Here is a 17,621-nt window from a genome sequence, read left to right on the forward strand (position 1 = left end):
GGAAATGGTTTAAACAGAGTCAGAATTGTTTATTAGAATAGCAGTAAACATTAAAGGGAGGTTCTTATGAAACCATTCGTGAGAGAATACACTAATGACGAGGCTCTGCAGCAGGACGTTCAGCGTTTAGCTGAGAAGGGCATTGATAAAAGTAACGTGTACGTTATGACCCACGATAACGACCGCACCGGCCGTATCGCGGAGAATGCGAATGCCAACACTGTCGGCATGAAAGAAGAAGGAATAAAAAATGCAGTAGGAAATATGTTCAGCAAAAAAGGCGATGAACTCCGAAACAAGCTGCAGGAAATTGGGTTATCCCAGGAAGAAGCTCATGAGTACGAGGATGAACTCGATGAAGGAAAGATCCTTCTCATTGTGACAGACACTGAAGGGGTCAACACGATTATTTAACAGTGAAAGAATAAAGCCGCTCTCCAGATGGAGGCGGCTTTACGTTTGTCGATTGACAAACTTTTACAACAAGGAATAGAATAACTTTAGACTTTCCTTAGGGAAACTTTTTTAATAGAGTGAAAAGGAGATTATATTATGGAGTGGTTTGCGGAGCTGCATCCTACACTGCAGGCGCTGATTGGCTCTTTGTTTACCTGGGGTATGACTGCAGCAGGCGCTGCGGTTGTGTTTTTTACGAACAGAAATAATCAGAAGCTGATGGATAGTATGCTTGCATTTGCCGGCGGGGTCATGATTGCTGCGAGCTTTTGGTCGCTTCTTTCTCCCGGCATTGATATGGCGGAGGAACAAGGCCAAATACCTTATATTCCAGCTGTTATTGGTTTTTTACTTGGGGGTGTTTTTCTGTTATTGCTCGACAGGGTCATCCCCATGATGGATGAAGACACATATTTCACGGAAATAAAAGACAAGTATGCCAAGCACCGGACCACAATGCTTGTTTTTTCGATTACTCTGCACAATATTCCGGAGGGACTAGCTGTAGGGGTAGCGTTCGGGGCGCTGGCTTCGGAATTCAGCAGCTCTACGCTCGCCGGAGCAGTAGCGCTTGCGCTTGGCATCGGCATTCAAAACTTTCCGGAGGGAACTGCAGTATCGATGCCGCTTCGCCGGGACGGAGTGTCGAAAAAGAAAAGCTTTTTTTACGGGCAGCTGTCCGGTTTTGTAGAGCCGGTGGCTGCAGTAATTGGTGCTGCTGCAGTTATCATCATCCAGCCGCTGCTTCCGTTTGCTCTCAGTTTTGCAGCAGGAGCGATGATATTCGTCGTTGCCAAGGAGGTCATCCCCGGTTCCCAGGAAAAGGGCAACGTACGGCTCGCTACCTTCAGCCTGATGATTGGCTTCAGCGTCATGATGATACTGGATGTAGCTTTAGGGTAAAAGGGGCGGCTGAAGCAGAGAAAGCTTTTTCTGCTTCAGCTTTTTTTGCTGAAATTAAGGATTTTTTATCTGGAAGGCCGTTTTTTAATGAATTAAGGATAAAATCCATGCTCCCTTTTGTGATAAAGTAGCATAGATGAACAAACGGACCAGGAAGCTGAATTTATTTATAGTTTCTGGAGAAAATGCTGAAAAGGAGCTTCGACATGCGGGCTGATAAACCGAAAAACGGGTCGGGTCCCATTTTTTATGGATGGGCGATTGTGGCTTTATCCGCGTTAAGTATGTTTTTTTCCGGACCGGGCCAAACGTATTCGATTTCTATTTTTATTGATTATTACATTCAGGATTTTTCGTATTCACGTTCCTTTGTCTCTGGTATTTATTCGGTTGGTACTCTGGCTGCCGGTATTACTCTTTTTTTCGTCGGCCGTGCAATCGATCGTCTGGGCCAGCGTCTGGTAATGGGGGCTGCAGGAGTTCTTTTGGCTCTCGCCTGTATTTGGAATGCCTTTTTGACAGGTGCTGTAATGATGTTTATCGGCTTTTTTGCTATTCGATTATTTGGCCAGGGATCGCTGACCCTGGTTCCTAATACGCTTGTGCCGCAATGGTTTGTGCAGAAGCGCGGCCGGGCCTTAAGTGTCATGGCGATTGGCGGTTTTGTCGGTGCCGCTGCCCTGCCCCCGTTGAACACATGGCTGATCCAAATGGTCGGCTGGCGGGACACATGGTTAATTTGGGGTGGACTGTTACTTTTTGTTTTTGTGCCGCTGGCTTTCTTAGTGGTGCGGAACCAGCCGCAGGATATTGGCCAGGAGCCCGATGGCAGAGGACCAGCGTCTCATGAGGAGGTCCGGGGCCAGCGAACAGGCATGCAGGAAAAAAGCTGGACCCTTCAGGAAGCGCGCAGAACCAGAGCCTTCTGGCTTATTCTTTTTTGTGTCAGCGTGCCGGCAATTGTAAACACAGGTGTTACCTTCCACTTAGTATCTATCGTAGAAGGAAAGGGTCTTTCGATTTCGCTTGCGGCATTAATTCTTTCCTTGATGGCTTTTATCGGTTTCCCGGTAACATTTGCTGTAGGGTATTTGGTGGACCGCATTGCTGTGCATTATGTGCTTGCGATGACGTTTGGGGTACATATTGTTTCACTTTTGGTGCTTTTAACTATAAATTCCTGGACAGGAGCTATCATTTTTGGAGTGCTGTGGGGGGTAGCCCACGGCTTTGAACGTATTGTGTTAAGCATTGTGTGGCCCAATTATTTCGGCCCCAGGCATTTAGGGAGTATTAAAAGCATTGCCCAGACGGTAATGGTTATTGGCTCCGCTCTTGGTCCGCTGCCATTTGGTATTTTTTATGACTGGTTTAATAATTATACGGCAATCTTATGGCTTATGATGCTTTTGCCGGCGACAGCTTTGGTTTTTGCTCTTTTGTCTCCGAAGCCCTCCTGACAGCTTTATTACTAATATACCCTTGTTCCGCGGACCTATAAATCCGCGGATTTTTTGCATCAAAACAGGATCAGGAAGTCTTTGCACATTAAACAAGGGTAAGAGATAATAAATACATATTAAGTAAACGTTTTCAATAGCATGAAAAATTTCCAGCTGAATATGGTGGTGAGGATATGATTTCAAAATTTATGGCTCCCGAAATTATTTTCGGAGATCATTCGATTCATCAGGTAGGTGAGAGCTTTCTGCGTCTGGGAGCGCAGCGTGTACTCGCAGTAAGTGATCCGGGCGTCAAAGAAGCCGGCTGGACGGTCCAGGCTGTGGAAAGTATACAAGCTTCCGGCCTTGAGTATCACCTTTTTTCAAATATTAGTACCAACCCTGACACAGCTCAGGTAGTAGAAGGTGTGGAATCCTATCATAAAGCCCGGTGTGACGCTGTACTTGGCATTGGGGGAGGAAGTGCGCTGGATGTGGCTAAAGCGGTGGCTGTCATTGTGAGCAATGGCGGAAAAATCGAAGATTACGAAGGCGTAGACCACATCCATAGTCCACTTCCACCAGTCATTATGGTGCCGACAACGGCGGGGTCGGGATCCGAGGTCTCCCAATTTTCGATTATTGTTGATCCGGTGCGGAAAAAGAAGATGACGATCGTTTCTAAATCGCTCGTGCCCGATATTGCGATTGTCGATCCGTTTGTCTTGATGACCAAAGATCATTTGCTTACAGCAGCTACCGGACTTGATGCAATTACCCATGGCATAGAAGCGTATGTAAGTGCGGCAGCGACGCCGCTGACGGATGTGCATGCGGTAAATGCGATGAAGCTGGCTGCTGAATTTCTGCGGCCGTCGGTGGCATCACATACAAATGTGGAAGCCAAGCGTGCGATGGCGATGGCAAGCATGCAGGCGGGACTTGCGTTTTCCAATGCCATTTTAGGTGCAGTACATGCGATGTCCCACGCGATTGGCGGACGCTATGCTCTTCCGCACGGAGAGATTAACAGCATTTTGCTTCCGCATGTCATGGAATTTAATCTAATTGCTTCACCTCCCCGATTCGCTGCTATCGGTGATATTTTCGGTGCTTCTGCGGATGCCGGGGAAATGGTCCGTGCCAGATACGGCATTCAGGCAGTCCGGGCTCTTGCAGATGACATCGGTGCTCCCAAGACACTGCGCTCTGTCGGTCTGAGAGACCCTGACTTTGAAAGCATGGCCCGCATAGCCCTTGATGACGCATGCATGATCACCAACCCACGGGACGTAGCTTTGAAGGATATCGAAATGCTGTTCAAAAAGGCTTACGAATAAAGGAGCGTCGGTATGTTCACAGAAAAAGAGATGGTGATTGAAAAATTAACCGGGGTCCGCGCCTCGAAAAAAAGCTATTATACAGACTTGAAAGCAACAATTGCGGAACTTGAAAAAAAGAATCGTAAGCTTGAAATTTTGAGCGAAGTAGCAAAGGGGTTTCAGGTTACAGGAACGATGGAGACGGCACTGCAGCATATTCTTGAAACCATTTACGAACTGTATCCGATCGACCGGGTAAGCTTATCGCTAATCGAGCATGGGGCCATGTCATTAAAAAGTGTCTATCCTCTCTATGCAGAGGACTCTGCAGTAGGTATGCACCTTCCGAAAAAAGAGTCGTTGTACTGGAAAGCAATCGAACAGAATATGATTGTTTTTCACGAATGGGAGCCTGCTGATGCGTATGCGTTTGTGGAGGAGCAGACGCTTTCGGCTTTGAATTTTTACTATGTGTGTGTCATACCGCTTCGGATTAAAGCATCGACCATCGGCGTTCTTACCTTTGCTGCGGCTGAACGGATCGAGTGTGACCAGTCTGATATCAGCTTCTTCCGACAGCTTTCGGACCATATCGCCGTTATGATGGAGAACGCGAGACTGTACCAGGAGGTGTATCAGGGCAAAAAGGAATGGGAGGAAACCTTTCAGGCTGTAGCGGACCTACTGATATTAACCGATAACGATCACCGGATCGTCCGCTGTAATCAGGCTTCCCACTCCTTTTTTGGCGAACCCCCCGAGGCGGTGGCCGGCCGCCGCTGTCATGACCTGCTTTTTCATGATACGAAAGAGTTCTGTCCAATTGAAGAGAGTTACCGCGGCGACTCGATGAAAAACTATCAGATGACATTAAAAAATGGCAGTGTTTGCGACATTCAGACATATCCGGTCCGGAACGGAGAGGGGATAATGAAAGGACTGCTTATTTATATTAAGGATGTCACGACGCGTATCAAAACCGAAGCCCAGCTTCAGCATTCCGGAAAGCTCGCGGCGATAGGGGAAATGGCAGCCGGAGTAGCTCATGAGTTAAACAGTCCGTTGACCGCGGTGATCGGCAACACCCAGATACTGCAGCGGAGTCTGCCAGAGGAAGGGCCTTCGAAGGAGCTTGCGGCGGCGATTGAAAGAGGGGGCCGCCGCTGCCGGACGATCGTGCAAAATCTGCTTTCTTTCTCCCGTCCGGAAAAAGAAGAAAGTACGGAGTGCGATATTAATGAAGCAGTTGAAGATGTACTGAGTCTGATTGGCTTTCAGATCGAAAAAGAGAATATCCTGATTGAAAAGCATTATACGCCCGCTCTGCCATTTGTCCAGGCAGGACCTCATCAGGTCGGTCAGGTGGTTATCAACCTGCTTCTGAACGCAAAAGATGCGTTAAAGGACAGCGCAGAGACGGATAAAAAGATCCAAATTAAAACCAGTGTTATTCATTCAAGCGTTGTGCTTGAGGTGAAAGACAATGGATGCGGAATCGCCCAGAGTCAGAAGCCGTCAGTGTTTGAACCTTTTTTCACTACGAAAAGAAAGCAGAACGGGACCGGCCTGGGTCTGTCGGTAAGTAAGGATATTGCAGAGAAAAATGGGGGGCGGCTGACGTTTACAAGCGAAGAGGGAAAAGGAAGTACCTTTCAATTGAAGCTGCCAGTTCATGGAGGAGGCGATAAGTATGAAGATATTAGTCATTGATGATGACTATGATATAGGCACGTTTTTTCGTTATCTGCTTGTAGAACAGGGTCATCATATTGATCTTGCCCATGACGGGAAGGAATATGAACGTCTTCGCGGCCAGAACCATTTGTATGAACTGGCATTTATCGACTTAAAGCTGCCTGACACGAACGGATTGAAGCTGCTTGCAGACTTGAAGCAGGCGCAGCCCTCGTGCCGCTGTATTGTTATGACAGGATACAGCACAATTGATACAGCTGTGGAAGCAGTTAAGCTGGGGGCGGAGGACTATATTGAAAAGCCATTTGAAGATATCAGCATTATTGAAGAGAAAATAAAGCAGCCGGAGTCAGACCCGGAAGTGTCAGGACAAATTGAACAGGCAGCCGCAAGAAGCGGCTTGATAACCGGAGAAAGCGAAGCAATGAAAGAAGTGGTGCGGCTGGCTGTGCGCTTTGCGCCAAAGCTTCTAACAATCTTAATAGACGGAGAAACGGGCACAGGAAAAGAGGTAGCCGCCCGCTTTATTCATGAGCTTGCCGGGTCGGGAGAGCGCTTATTTCTCGGTGTGAACTGCGGGGCACTGCCGGAGCAGATGCTCGAAAGTGAGTTGTTCGGTCATGAAGCAGGAGCCTTTACCGGGGCAAATAAAACACGGAAGGGTTATTTTGAACTGGCCTCGGAAGGGACGCTCTTACTTGATGAAATTGGAGAAGCATCACTCTCGACGCAGGTGAAGCTGCTGCGGGTAATCGAAACGAGAGAGCTTTACCGGGTGGGTGGTGAACGCCCGATTAAAACAAAAGCCCGTATCATTGCTGCCACAAACCAGGACCTGCATCTTGCTGCAGAGGCAGGAGAATTTCGTGAAGACCTGCTGTACCGCCTCGAGGTCGTCCGGCTGACTATTCCGCCTCTGCGGGAACGAAAGGAAGATATCCCTGCGGTGGCCCAGTCGATTCTCCGCAAAGAAGCTCCGGCAAACACAGTGATCAGTCTGGAAGCTTTGGAGGCGTTACAGGCTCACCACTGGCCGGGCAATATCCGGGAGCTTACAAACGTACTGATCCGGGCGGCCGCAGAATCAGACGGAAGGATTGAACGCCGTCATTTAAACATGAGGCCCTCAAGCCGGAAAACTGCTGCCAGGAACCGGATTGTATCAGGGGACTGGCTCAGACAGAAAAAGCAGGAGCTCGAAGAGACTAACTATTTGTCGCTTGAAAGCACTGTTGAAGATCTACGGAGTGAAGAAAAGAAAAGTATTCAGGATATTATTGACCACGCTTTAATGCTCACCCGTGGAAACCGCCGGGAGGCAGCAGAAATGCTCGGAGTGAATACCAGAAAGCTGCGCTACTGGCTGAATGAATAAATTCGGGAAGAAAAATCAGCAAAACCCGGCGGGAAGAGGAGCCCGTCCGGGTTTTACTTTGTGTAAGCGTTTCGTAACTTTACCGGTAATCTAGTCCTGAATTTTGAGTACAATCCTGCCGTTGATATCGCCTTTTTCCATTGAATCAAATACGTCGTTAATATCATCCATTTCCTTCGTTTCAATAATCGGGCGGATCCTGCCGTTAGCCGCGAGCTCGAGACACTCCTGGAGGTCTTTGCGTGTACCGACAATGGAGCCTTTAACGTTCACGGCGTTTAAGACTGTGTCAAAAATAGGAATTGGAAGGTCCCCGACTGGAAGGCCTACAATGACTAAATTTCCTCCCCGTTTGACCGTCGAGTACGCCTGTTCAAACGCTTTTGGACTGACAGCTACGCTGATAGCGGCTTCTACTCCGTTTAATTTTTCCATCAGTATCCTGCCGGGATCCTCGTTCATACTATTAATGGTCATGTCTGCTCCCATTTCCTTTGCGAGCTCCAGCTTGTCGTCGCGTATGTCGACAGCTACAACGTTTAAGGCCATGGCTTTCGCGTATTGTACGGCAACGTGCCCGAGTCCGCCGATGCCAAAGATGGCTACCCAGTCACCCGGTTTGGCTTCAGAGACCTTGAGCGCTTTGTACGTTGTCACCCCAGCGCAGAAAAGTGGAGCCACTGTATCAAAGTCCAGGCTGTCCGGAATTTTTGTTACATAGTGGGCGGGAGCTTTACAGTATTCCGCGTAGGCTCCGTCTACGGAATAACCGGCATTCAGCTGCTGCTGGCAGAGTGTTTCTCTTCCCGAAAGACAGAATTCGCATTCACCGCAGGCAGAGTAAAGCCACGGAATGCCGACGCGATCGCCGATTTTGATGGATTTGACGCCATCTGCAACCTTTTCCACTGTACCTACACCCTCGTGTCCCGGCACGAGAGGCAGCTTTGGTTTAACCGGCCAGTCGCCGTGAGCTGCATGCAAATCGGTATGACAGACACCGCATGAATGAATTTTGACAAGCACTTCTCCGTAATCAAGTTCAGGCACCGGAATATCTTTAATCTCCAGTTTTTGATGAAATTCATTAACTACTGCTGCTTTCATGAATGAACCCTCCTTATAATTTTGCAGGATGCACTCTATGTATATGCAAGGAACGTGCCAACATTGAAAGCGCAGTCAACAACTGGTACAAGCGGTCCAGGTTATAAATAATTAATGAAGTAAGCCGAAATTTCGGCTCAATGCGACAAAAAAAGGCTCCGAAAACAAAAAAACAGCTCTGCTGTTTAAGCAGAACTGTTTTTGGGGCGCTTGTTATTCAGCTTCAGGAAGACCGGCCATGACGAGCTGTGTTTCGCCGTCTTCATTTTCCTGGGTGTCGAGCGTAACGTCCTGCATTAAGTCTGTAACGCGGTTATCCACTGCTACTTTAATGCCGTTTGCTTCAAGCACCTGATCGCTCTCCTGTGGATCTTGAAGAACAAGACCGATTTGAGAGGATTCTTCCATTTCTTCGACTGCCACGCGAAGGTGGTCCATGTTGTTTTCTTCCATCAGCGGTTCTAGTACTGCTTTAGCACCGTTTGTAATTTCCAAGAGTGAGCCTCCTTAATTTTTAAACCTGTATAGAATATATCTATACCTTTTTTTCTATGCCTGCAAACTGCTGAATACATTCCCTGCTCTCCGTAAGTTTAAACTGCCGGAGCCGGGCGCTGGATAATTATCATTTGCAACTCTGCCAAGGGTAACAACAATATTGCTGTTATTCAACTAATTCATTCAGTAAGCCTGTCAGGTATTCATATTTCGAGCGCAGAAGGTGTCATATTTCCCGGGAAATGACCGGCTGTTTCCGGTCAGCCGCCAATGATTAACAGCCATACATAGAGGCCGACAAGAGTAATAAAAAGCGTTGGAATGGTCAGAATGATACCGACTTTGAAGTAATAAGCCCAGGAAATATGAAAGCCGAACTGACGCAGCACATGAAGCCACAGCAGGGTAGCGAGAGAGCCGATCGGAGTGATTTTCGGCCCCAGGTCGCTGCCGATCACATTGGCGTAAATAAGGCCTTCACGTACAGCTCCGGAAGTAGCTGTTTCTGAAATAGCCAAAGCATCAATCATCACTGTCGGCATGTTATTCATGACAGAAGATAAGAGAGCGGCGATGAAGCCCATCGAAAGTGTTCCGACAAATAAACCCTCATCAGCAGCTGCCTGTATCACAACTGCCAGCTGCTCGGTAAGCCCGGCGTTCTGAAGGCCGTAAACGACGACGTACATTCCCACTGAAAAGAAAACGATATCCCACGGCGCTCCCTTTAATACTTTGCCTGTTTCAACAGCCGGACTGCGGCGGGCCATCAGCAGGAAGAATAACGCCACGATACCGGCTATGACGGAGACGGGAACTGCTACGAATTCGCTGACGAAGTACCCGACAAGCAGCACCGCAAGCACCACCCATGAGAGCCGGAACATTTTTATGTCCTGGATCGCGTCCTTCGGATTTTTTACTTTTGTGACGTCATACTTTCCGGGAAGATCCTTCCGGAAAAAAAGGTAGAGGACAAGAAGGCTCGCCCCGATAGAGAAAAAGTTTGGAACAATCATCCGGGTCGCGTATTCAACAAAGCCGATACCGAAAAAGTCGGCAGAAACGATGTTTACGAGGTTGCTGATAATCAGGGGCAGGGAAGCTGTGTCAGCGATAAAACCACTGGCCATAATGAACGGAAGAATCATACGTTCCTTAAATTCAAGCGCTCTTACCATCGCGAGAACGATAGGCGTCAGTATAAGGGCAGCACCGTCATTGGCAAAAAGCGCAGCAACGACGGCTCCGAGCAGAATTATGTAAATAAACATCCGCAGGCCGCTTCCTCCGGCGATTTTTGCCATGTGTAGAGCAGCCCATTCAAAAAAACCAATTCTGTCGAGAATCAGACTGATAATGATAATAGCAACAAAGGCGAGCGTAGCATTCCATACGATGCCAATAACGGTTTCGACGTCTCCAAAGCTGACAACGCCTGCGATAAGAGCGATAATAGCGCCTCCGCAGGCAGACCAGCCAATATTTAAATTTTTCGGCTGCCAAATAACCAATACGAGCGTGATAAGAAAAATAATAACTGCGAGCAGGGTGTTCATAAATACCTCCAGGCCGGGCCGAAAACGATGCGGCATCCGTTTCTTTCTAAATTTAATCAGGCAATTGCTGAATTTATTATATAAGCATATGCTAATATAAATATATATAGAAGTCAAAGCACGATTCAATACTTTTAGAAAAAAGTGTGATTGCTAGGGTAAAAGAGCAGAAAAAATGTATAATGAGGCTAGAAGATGAAGGCAAAGGCGGTGAACCTTATGACAGAGGAACAGATGAATGTAACGGTGATATGCGGGAGTCTGCGGAAGGAATCCTATAACCGGAAGCTGCTGGATTTAATGAAAGCTGAGTTTCCGGAGCACTGGGAGGTCGAAGAAGCATTTTTGCATCACATCCCGCTTTACCATGCCGATGTGGAAGAAGCAGGAACCCCCGAATCTGTTGTAGAATTGAAACGAGCAATGATGCGTGCGGACGGGGTTATTATCGTAACCCCCGAATACAATAACGGGATGCCGGGCGTTGTAAAAAACGCCCTGGACTGGGCGTCCAGTCCGCCTGCGCACTCCGCTCTGACCCACCGTGCCTTTGCGCTTGCCGGAGCGACTCCTGGGGGCGGCGGCACGGCTTTATCCCAGTATCAGGTCCGGCAGACACTTACAGCTGCTGAGGCCTATGTAATGCCAGGGCCGAAAATGCTGGTGGCAGGAGTGAGAGGAAAAATGAACAAAGAGTTGGATACGCTTGAGGATGAAAAAATCACGCAGCACGCAAAAAAGTTCGTGCAGGCGTTTAATAGCTGGATGCACCGTTTTGACGGATGACGAAAAGAATCACAGGAGGAATGACAAATGAGAATCAGAGAACATGACCTGCCGGGGGTAGGAAAACGGATAGCGTTTGAAAACCGGGACGGTATTACCACGGTCATGATCGTACACCATAGCGGCAAGAGAGAAATTTATTTTGTGGAAGACGAGGACGATGATGAAGCGCTTTTTTCAACCATATTCACATCTGATGAAGCGAGAGAACTGGGCGCCCGCCTGCTTGGCGTTCATGAGGACCCCGTGGATGAAGAAAGCTTTGAGCGTTTTCGCCTGTTAAGAAAGAAAATGCTTGTCGACTGGATCAAGGTGAAAAAAGGCTCTAAGATGGATGTGCGTTCAGTGGAAGAAGCCCAGACATCAATACCGGAAGGAGTTTCTATTGTCGGCATCATGAGGGATAACGATATTCTTCCGAAGCCGGAGGATGATTTTATCATTCAGGCCGGGGATACCCTGCTCGTTGTTGGAAAAAAAGACATTATTGGGCGCTTTGAAGAAGTTTGTAAGGCGAAAGGATAATTCTTATGCCGGAGATGCCTGATTTGCTTGCTGCGGGATTGATGCTGCTCGTACTTTTTGTCGGGGGATGGATGTCCTTTAAAATGCGATTCCCTGATGTCATCATCTATCTATTAATTGGAATTGTCGTCAGCAGCTGGCTGGCAGATTCTCACCTGCTGTATTTTGCCGGTGAGATCGGTATTGTCCTGCTTTTTTTTATGCTGGGGATGGAATTTCCAGTCCGGCAGCTCATGCATGTCGCAACAAAAGTTTTCCGGGCCGGAGTCCTGGACATTGTGCTCAGCTTCGGAGTTACCGTAGGTATTACGCTGGCGTTTGGGCTTGGATGGCTTGAAGCACTAATCATAGGCGGAGTCACCTACGCGACAAGCTCTTCGATCACAGCCAAAATGCTTGAAAACTCTAAACGGATGGCAAACCCCGAGTCTGAATTTATACTCGGCCTCCTCATTTTTGAGGATTTATTTGCCCCGGTCCTCGTGGCGGTGCTTGTCAGCATGACCGTAGGCAGCGGAGTTACTATAGGCACGCTCGGATGGACCTTCGTTCAAATTATTATATTGGTGGCAGGAGCAATCCTGCTCGGAATATTTGTTTTCCGAAAATTGCGTTCATTTGTGGACCGCTATATGGATGAGGATTTTTTTCTTCTTTTCGTGTTTGGTATTGCGCTTTCGTACGGCGGTATTGCTTTGTACCTGGATTTATCCGAGGTGCTGGGCGCTTTTCTGGCCGGCATTATTCTGGCTGAAGTGAAACGGAGCGACGTGCTCGAAGGCCTGGTCGTGCGCTTCCGGGATCTGCTTCTCCCAATGTTTTTTGTTTATTTCGGCACAACGATTGAGGTTGGGGAAGGAGTGCCGATGATTCCGATGCTTCTCGTGCTGCTTTTCTGGTCAGTGGCTGCGAAAATAATTGTCGGATTTGCAGGCGGGAAGCTGTACGGTCTGTCATCCAAGGTAGCTCTGCGTGCAGGCTTATCTTTAACCCAGCGCGGGGAATTCTCCATTATCATTGCAGCACTTGCTACAGGCACGCTGCGGACCTTCAGCAGTATTTTTATTCTTCTTTCGGCTCTCGCCGGAGTATATTTGTTCCAGAAAGCACCTGAGCTTGCCACAAGCATTTACGGAAAGAAAAGAAATAAAAAAACAGTATAGGACGAAGCTTTGAAGGCTGCTCATAGAAGAGCAGTCTTTTTTATAATTTTACGAAGGCTTCATTTTTACTCATATCTACGGTATGTTGAACACAAAAAACCCGCCAGAGACTGGCGGGAGGGATTTACATGGAGGGAATCGTTCGGTGGGGAAGCTTCCATTGAAAGCGGTAGGAGCATACACGGCCGGAAACGAGCAGAACGAACAGCAGGAACAGGCCAAAGCCGCCGGTAACCCAGCCCATACCGATAAATAAGCCGCCGACCAGTGCCCACAGGGCGTAGACCTCCGAGTGAAGCACCATCGGTTTTCGGTTGGCGAGCACGTCACGGATCAGTCCGCCGCCGCTGCCCGTGAGTACCGCTGCCACGATGACAGCGCTGAGGGGATGGCCCATTTCCACTGCAAAAAGGGCCCCCTGCATCGCAAAAGAAGCAAGGCCGATGGCATCAAAAAATGACCCCCAGCTGTGCCAGTGCTTCATTAAAATATTTGGAAACAGCACAAACAGCAGAATAGAGAAAAAGGAAACCTGAAAAAACAGACCCTGGCTCCAAAGCTCCGACACTGGAACCCCAATCAGAATGTTTCGAATCGCTCCTCCTCCAAACGCTGTGATAAATCCTAAAAACAATACTCCAAATATATCAAGGTCTTCCTCCATAGCGACAATTGCCCCGCTGATGGAAAAAGCGATGGTGCCTATCACCGTCAGCATATCCCAGGTCATACAGCTCCTCCTTTTTCCGGTTGATACGTCTTCATATAAAAATCGCTGCCGGAAAGGCAGCGACGGCGTATACATTTATAGTCCGAGAATGATTATAAGCTGTAACTGTAAAAATAGCAACCCAGTGTCTGTGCCAAAGAGAGCGGCGGAATATTTCTGTTAGTATGGTGCAAAGAGCAGTTAATGTTTCACTTGCCGGGGGAATCATATATAAAATGGGAACTAAAAATAATATTTATGCAAAAAGAAGGGATCCTATGGATATAGAAAGCTTACATACAAAGGCTTATGCGAAAAAACTGGATGACGATGATGTACTCCGGAAATACCGCCGGGAATTCTATATGGGTGAGACGATTTATTTAGATGGAAACTCGCTCGGACTGCTGTCGGAGAGGGCGGAAAAAAGCGTAAAGGAAATTATGGATATGTGGAAGAATCTGGGTATTGAGGGATGGACAAACGGAAGCCATCCCTGGTATTACCTGTCGGAAAAACTGGCCCAGACTTCGGCTCCGCTACTCGGGGCAAAAGAGACAGAGGTGATTGTTACCGGTTCGACGACCGTAAATATTCATCAGATGCTTGCTACCTTTTATCAGCCTACTGCTGAACGATACAAAATACTCGCAGATGATGCGGCTTTTCCTACCGATATTTACGCATTAAAAAGCCAGCTTCATTTGCGCGGTCTGGGTAAAGAAGCGCTGGTTCAGGCGCCGAGCCGGGACGGGATGCTTGATGAGGATGATATTATTGATAGGATGAATGACGATACCGCTCTATTGTTTCTTCCGGGCGTATTGTACCGGAGCGGCCAGGTGCTCGATATGGAGCGGTTAACTAAAGAAGCCCATGCCCGAGGCATTATGGTCGGCCTCGATCTTTGTCATTCGGTCGGGTCAGTACCGCACGAGCTTCACGCATGGGGCGTCGATTTTGCCGTTTGGTGCAATTATAAGCATTTGAACGGAGGACCGGGAGCTGTTGCAGGACTGTACGTTCATGAAAAGCATTTTGGGGGATCGCCGGGGCTTGCGGGCTGGTTCAGTTCAAAAAAAGCTGTCCAGTTTGATATGAAGCATACCCTCGAGCCGGAAGAATCGGCCGGAGCCTACGAAATCGGGACCCCGCATGTGCTGAGCATGGCTCCATTGATCGGGTCTCTGGAAATGTTCGGGGAAGCAGGAATCGAACGAATTCGGGAAAAGTCCCTGGGGTTAACCGGCTATATGATTGATCTGGTTGATTCCGGTATTGGCAGCGGCCTGAAGGTGATAAGCCCGCGGGACCCCGCTTTGAGAGGCGGACATGTGCTTTTTAAACATGAATACGCTGCCGGCATCTGCAAGGCATTGAAAGCTGAGGGCATCGTGCCTGATTTCCGGGCACCGTCCTACATCCGGATTGCGCCGGTAGCGTTGTACAATACGTATGAAGAAGTCCGGAGGACAGTAGAGACGCTGAAAAAAATCATAGATAATGAAGAATACCTGCAGTTTTCAAATGAACGTGGAACGATCGCCTGAAAAAGGTGAAAGGAAAGGAGGACGTTTGGAGATGGAAACAGCTATTATTATTCTTTTGGGTCTGTTAATTGCTTTTATCGTCTTAGTGCCGGCAGGCCTGGTGCTTTGGATGTACGTTAAGGACCGCCGGCAGAGGCAGCACGCTATTTTAAAAAATTTCCCGGTTCTCGGGAGAATGCGTTATTTAATTGAAAAAACAGGTCCGGAGTTTCGCCAGTATTTATTTAACAACGATCTTGAAGGAAAACCATTTTCAAGAGAGCAGTTCATTTCTACGGTAAAGGCTGGTAAATATAAAACACGCATGCTTGGTTACGGGTCGAAAGAGGACTTTAATACGAATGGCTATTATATCGTAAACGACATGTATCCTACGCTTGAAGAGGATGTACGCCGGGATCGGAGGGCGGAAGCAGTCCCGTCCAAAGTATATGAAATTGACAACGAACGGCTGTTTACGAGACAGGAGCACCGGGTGGAGGAATCGTTCGATCCGTTTCTGCTGGATGAGCAGGACATTCTGACGCTTGGAAAACATAGCGGGGTCAAGCATCCCTTCCGTGTTAAGGGGCTCATCGGCCAGTCAGGCATGAGCTACGGGTCGCTCGGAGACCGGGCGATCGAAGCATTGTCCATAGGAAACGCCCGGGCTTCCGGCTCCTGGATGAATACCGGGGAAGGCGGGCTGTCAGACTATCATCTTAAGGGCGGAGCGGACATCATGTGGCAGATCGGCCCGGGATTGTTCGGTGCAAGAGACCGTGCCGGCAGCTTTAATCGGCAGCTGTTTCAGGAACAGGCAGCTTATGAGCAGGTGAAGGCTGTAGAGATAAAGCTGGCTCAGGGAGCAAAGCAGCGGGGCGGACACGTTGACGGGGCTAAGGTTACCGAAAAAATTGCCGCTGTGCGGAACGTGGAGCCATGGAAAACGATAGACAGCCCGAATCGGTTTAAAGATATTGAAACAACCGAAAAGCTTATGTCTTTTCTTGAAGAACTGCGACAGCTGAGCGAAAAACCCGTCGGTATTAAAATTACGCTTGGCTCAAGACAGCACGCTTCCAAGCTGGCAGAAGAGCTGAAGACTTCAGAGGTTCTCCCCGACTTCATTACACTGGACGGCAGCGAGGGCGGCACGGGAGCTTCCTACAAAGAAATGGCGGACAGTGTAGCCCTCCCGCTTTTTTCAGCGCTGCCGATGCTTGAAGAAGCACTGCTTGAAGCAGGAATTAGAGACAAAATCACCATCATTGCCTCCGGGAAGCTTTTAACGCCGAATAAGGCGGTCACTGCACTGGCCCTGGGCGCAGATTTGATCCATGTGGCGAGAGGATTCATGGTGAGCGTCGGCTGTATCATGGCCCAGGTTTGCCACACCAACGAGTGCCCGGTCGGGGTGGCCACGACTGATCCGAAGCGGCAGGAGGCTCTTGATATTGAAGAAAAATCCTACCGCGTCACTAATTTTATAATTTCGATGCGGGAAGGGATGCATAATTTAGCAGTGGCGGCAGGCCTCCATTCGCCGACGGAATTTAACCGGAATAATCTTATTTATAAAGATATGGATGGCCGGACGTATTCCGTCGAAGACATTGTAGAAAGAAAAATGGAAAGAACTGAAAGCAAAGCTTGAGAAGATTTTAATCCGCCACGGAGAGCGAAAACATTTCCCGGGAAATATACGGATTCTGCAGGGGGCTCAAAGATAAAAAACCGCCAAAGTGTATGCTCACTTTGGCGGTTCGTTCTATTATACAGAAAAATATGCCTGGATTTTTTCGGGCTCGAGAATGTTTCCGACATAAAAGGCTCCAAAATCGCCGTAGCGGGCAGAGACTTCGTCAAAACGCATTTCGTACACGAGTTTTTTAAACTGGAGGGCGTCATGGGCAAATAAAGTGACTCCCCATTCCCAGTCATCAAGGCCGGTGGATCCGGTAATAATCTGTTTTACTTTTCCGGCGTACTGCCGGCCGGTCATGCCATGTGCTTTCATTAATTCGCGGCGTTTATCGATCGGAAGCGAATACCAGTTGTCTTCGCCCTCCCGCTTTTTGTCCATCGGATAGAAGCAGAAATGCTCCCATTTCGGCAGGATAGGGTAAATACGGCCACGGATCCATGGGTTATCGAGAGGATCGCTGTCGTCTTCCGGAGGCATATAGTTTCCAAGCTCTACGATGGAAACGTATGAGTAGGCAGGGGTCGTGTAAGCTGCCAGCCCGGATTTATTGAAAGCAAGCTCAATATCGTGAATCTCTTTCATGGTCTCACGGAGCACCATGATAACAAAATCGGCTTTTTGACCGACAATCGTGTATAAAGCATGGCTGCCTTGTTCAGCCTCTTCCACCTGCTGAAATCCTTCAATCATACGATGGAATTCGTTAACCATCTGGTCGCGCTCTTCGCTTGGCACCTGCTTCCATGCATGCCAGTTAAAGTGGCGGAAGTCATGCAGGCAATACCAGCCGTCCAGTGTTTGAGAAGCTTCGCTCATCATGATTCCTCCTTCATCTAAACCTTCC

At 48.4% G+C, this 17,621-nt stretch carries 16 protein-coding genes; 11 read left to right on the top strand and 5 right to left on the bottom strand.

Features of this window, described 5'->3' with window-relative positions:
• Positions 1-66 precede the first annotated feature (66 nt).
• From ACTRXF_RS03550 to ACTRXF_RS03575, 6 genes are all read left to right on the top strand, one after another.
• Positions 67-414, top strand: a complete 348-nt coding sequence (locus ACTRXF_RS03550; protein WP_474261299.1) for a YflT domain-containing protein — start codon at positions 67-69, stop codon at positions 412-414.
• A gap of 138 nt (positions 415-552) precedes the next feature.
• Positions 553-1,359 (top strand): ZIP family metal transporter, encoded by an 807-nt coding sequence (locus ACTRXF_RS03555; RefSeq protein ID WP_474261300.1) that lies wholly within the window; start codon positions 553-555, stop codon positions 1,357-1,359.
• A gap of 206 nt (positions 1,360-1,565) precedes the next feature.
• Positions 1,566-2,819: an MFS transporter gene (locus ACTRXF_RS03560; RefSeq protein WP_474277787.1), complete on the top strand. Its 1,254-nt coding sequence runs from the start codon at positions 1,566-1,568 to the stop codon at positions 2,817-2,819.
• Between the two features lie 176 nt (positions 2,820-2,995).
• Positions 2,996-4,141, top strand: a complete 1,146-nt coding sequence (locus tag ACTRXF_RS03565) for an iron-containing alcohol dehydrogenase (protein ID WP_474277789.1) — start codon at positions 2,996-2,998, stop codon at positions 4,139-4,141.
• 12 nt (positions 4,142-4,153) lie between these two features.
• Positions 4,154-5,833, top strand: a complete 1,680-nt coding sequence (locus ACTRXF_RS03570) for an ATP-binding protein (RefSeq protein WP_474277791.1) — start codon at positions 4,154-4,156, stop codon at positions 5,831-5,833.
• Positions 5,814-7,193, top strand: coding sequence for a sigma-54-dependent transcriptional regulator (locus tag ACTRXF_RS03575; RefSeq protein WP_474277793.1), 1,380 nt, complete (start codon positions 5,814-5,816; stop codon positions 7,191-7,193). The genes ACTRXF_RS03570 and ACTRXF_RS03575 overlap by 20 nt, the downstream gene beginning before the upstream one ends.
• Before the next feature lie 90 nt (positions 7,194-7,283).
• Here ACTRXF_RS03575 and adhP read toward each other — a convergent pair whose 3' ends face one another.
• The 3 genes from adhP to ACTRXF_RS03590 form a co-directional block, all read right to left on the bottom strand.
• Positions 7,284-8,300 carry an alcohol dehydrogenase AdhP gene (adhP, locus tag ACTRXF_RS03580; RefSeq protein WP_474277795.1) on the bottom strand — a complete coding sequence of 339 codons (1,017 nt, stop codon included), beginning with the start codon at positions 8,298-8,300 and terminating at the stop codon, positions 7,284-7,286.
• Between the two features lie 213 nt (positions 8,301-8,513).
• A complete protein-coding gene (locus tag ACTRXF_RS03585; RefSeq protein WP_322525430.1) occupies positions 8,514-8,795 on the bottom strand; it encodes an adhesin in 282 nt (93 codons plus the stop codon).
• Positions 8,796-9,058: 263 nt separating this feature from the next.
• Positions 9,059-10,357 (bottom strand): arsenic transporter, encoded by a 1,299-nt coding sequence (locus ACTRXF_RS03590; protein WP_474278109.1) that lies wholly within the window; start codon positions 10,355-10,357, stop codon positions 9,059-9,061.
• A gap of 195 nt (positions 10,358-10,552) precedes the next feature.
• Between ACTRXF_RS03590 and ACTRXF_RS03595 the strand changes: the two genes are divergently transcribed.
• From ACTRXF_RS03595 to ACTRXF_RS03605, 3 genes are read left to right on the top strand one after another with little or no spacing between them, the layout of a single operon-like run.
• Positions 10,553-11,143 (top strand): NADPH-dependent FMN reductase, encoded by a 591-nt coding sequence (locus ACTRXF_RS03595; RefSeq protein WP_474277797.1) that lies wholly within the window; start codon positions 10,553-10,555, stop codon positions 11,141-11,143.
• Between the two features lie 27 nt (positions 11,144-11,170).
• Positions 11,171-11,668, top strand: a complete 498-nt coding sequence (locus ACTRXF_RS03600; RefSeq protein ID WP_474261309.1) for a cation:proton antiporter regulatory subunit — start codon at positions 11,171-11,173, stop codon at positions 11,666-11,668.
• A gap of 5 nt (positions 11,669-11,673) precedes the next feature.
• Entirely contained in the window at positions 11,674-12,831 is a 1,158-nt protein-coding gene (locus tag ACTRXF_RS03605) for a cation:proton antiporter (RefSeq protein ID WP_474261310.1), read from the top strand.
• Positions 12,832-12,955: 124 nt separating this feature from the next.
• On the opposite strand, the gene ACTRXF_RS03610 is transcribed toward ACTRXF_RS03605, so the two are convergent.
• A complete protein-coding gene (locus ACTRXF_RS03610; protein ID WP_079474554.1) occupies positions 12,956-13,561 on the bottom strand; it encodes a trimeric intracellular cation channel family protein in 606 nt (201 codons plus the stop codon).
• A 257-nt stretch (positions 13,562-13,818) separates the two neighbouring features.
• On the opposite strand from ACTRXF_RS03610, the gene kynU reads away from it, so the two are divergent.
• Positions 13,819-15,090: a kynureninase gene (gene kynU / locus ACTRXF_RS03615; protein WP_474277799.1), complete on the top strand. Its 1,272-nt coding sequence runs from the start codon at positions 13,819-13,821 to the stop codon at positions 15,088-15,090.
• 31 nt (positions 15,091-15,121) lie between these two features.
• A complete protein-coding gene (locus ACTRXF_RS03620; protein WP_474277801.1) occupies positions 15,122-16,726 on the top strand; it encodes a glutamate synthase-related protein in 1,605 nt (534 codons plus the stop codon).
• A 117-nt stretch (positions 16,727-16,843) separates the two neighbouring features.
• Here ACTRXF_RS03620 and hemQ read toward each other — a convergent pair whose 3' ends face one another.
• On the bottom strand, positions 16,844-17,593 hold the full coding sequence (gene hemQ, locus ACTRXF_RS03625; RefSeq protein ID WP_474277803.1) for a hydrogen peroxide-dependent heme synthase: 750 nt from the start codon (positions 17,591-17,593) through the stop codon (positions 16,844-16,846).
• Positions 17,594-17,621: the final 28 nt, after the last annotated feature.

It is taken from the genome of Marinococcus sp. LNHM3E3-2.2 (assembly GCF_056034385.1).

What these genes read in the sequence shown, in the direction of transcription:
- ACTRXF_RS03550 (WP_474261299.1), top strand. Translation starts at nt 67, where the DNA reads ATGAAACCATTCGTGAGAGAATACACTAATGACGAGGCTCTGCAGCAG.
- ACTRXF_RS03555 (WP_474261300.1), top strand. Translation starts at nt 553, where the DNA reads ATGGAGTGGTTTGCGGAGCTGCATCCTACACTGCAGGCGCTGATTGGC.
- ACTRXF_RS03560 (WP_474277787.1), top strand. Translation starts at nt 1,566, where the DNA reads ATGCGGGCTGATAAACCGAAAAACGGGTCGGGTCCCATTTTTTATGGA.
- ACTRXF_RS03565 (WP_474277789.1), top strand. Translation starts at nt 2,996, where the DNA reads ATGATTTCAAAATTTATGGCTCCCGAAATTATTTTCGGAGATCATTCG.
- ACTRXF_RS03570 (WP_474277791.1), top strand. Translation starts at nt 4,154, where the DNA reads ATGTTCACAGAAAAAGAGATGGTGATTGAAAAATTAACCGGGGTCCGC.
- ACTRXF_RS03575 (WP_474277793.1), top strand. Translation starts at nt 5,814, where the DNA reads ATGAAGATATTAGTCATTGATGATGACTATGATATAGGCACGTTTTTT.
- adhP (WP_474277795.1), bottom strand. Translation starts at nt 8,300, where the DNA reads ATGAAAGCAGCAGTAGTTAATGAATTTCATCAAAAACTGGAGATTAAA.
- ACTRXF_RS03590 (WP_474278109.1), bottom strand. Translation starts at nt 10,357, where the DNA reads ATGAACACCCTGCTCGCAGTTATTATTTTTCTTATCACGCTCGTATTG.
- ACTRXF_RS03595 (WP_474277797.1), top strand. Translation starts at nt 10,553, where the DNA reads ATGAAGGCAAAGGCGGTGAACCTTATGACAGAGGAACAGATGAATGTA.
- ACTRXF_RS03600 (WP_474261309.1), top strand. Translation starts at nt 11,171, where the DNA reads ATGAGAATCAGAGAACATGACCTGCCGGGGGTAGGAAAACGGATAGCG.
- ACTRXF_RS03605 (WP_474261310.1), top strand. Translation starts at nt 11,674, where the DNA reads ATGCCGGAGATGCCTGATTTGCTTGCTGCGGGATTGATGCTGCTCGTA.
- ACTRXF_RS03610 (WP_079474554.1), bottom strand. Translation starts at nt 13,561, where the DNA reads ATGACCTGGGATATGCTGACGGTGATAGGCACCATCGCTTTTTCCATC.
- kynU (WP_474277799.1), top strand. Translation starts at nt 13,819, where the DNA reads ATGGATATAGAAAGCTTACATACAAAGGCTTATGCGAAAAAACTGGAT.
- ACTRXF_RS03620 (WP_474277801.1), top strand. Translation starts at nt 15,122, where the DNA reads ATGGAAACAGCTATTATTATTCTTTTGGGTCTGTTAATTGCTTTTATC.
- hemQ (WP_474277803.1), bottom strand. Translation starts at nt 17,593, where the DNA reads ATGAGCGAAGCTTCTCAAACACTGGACGGCTGGTATTGCCTGCATGAC.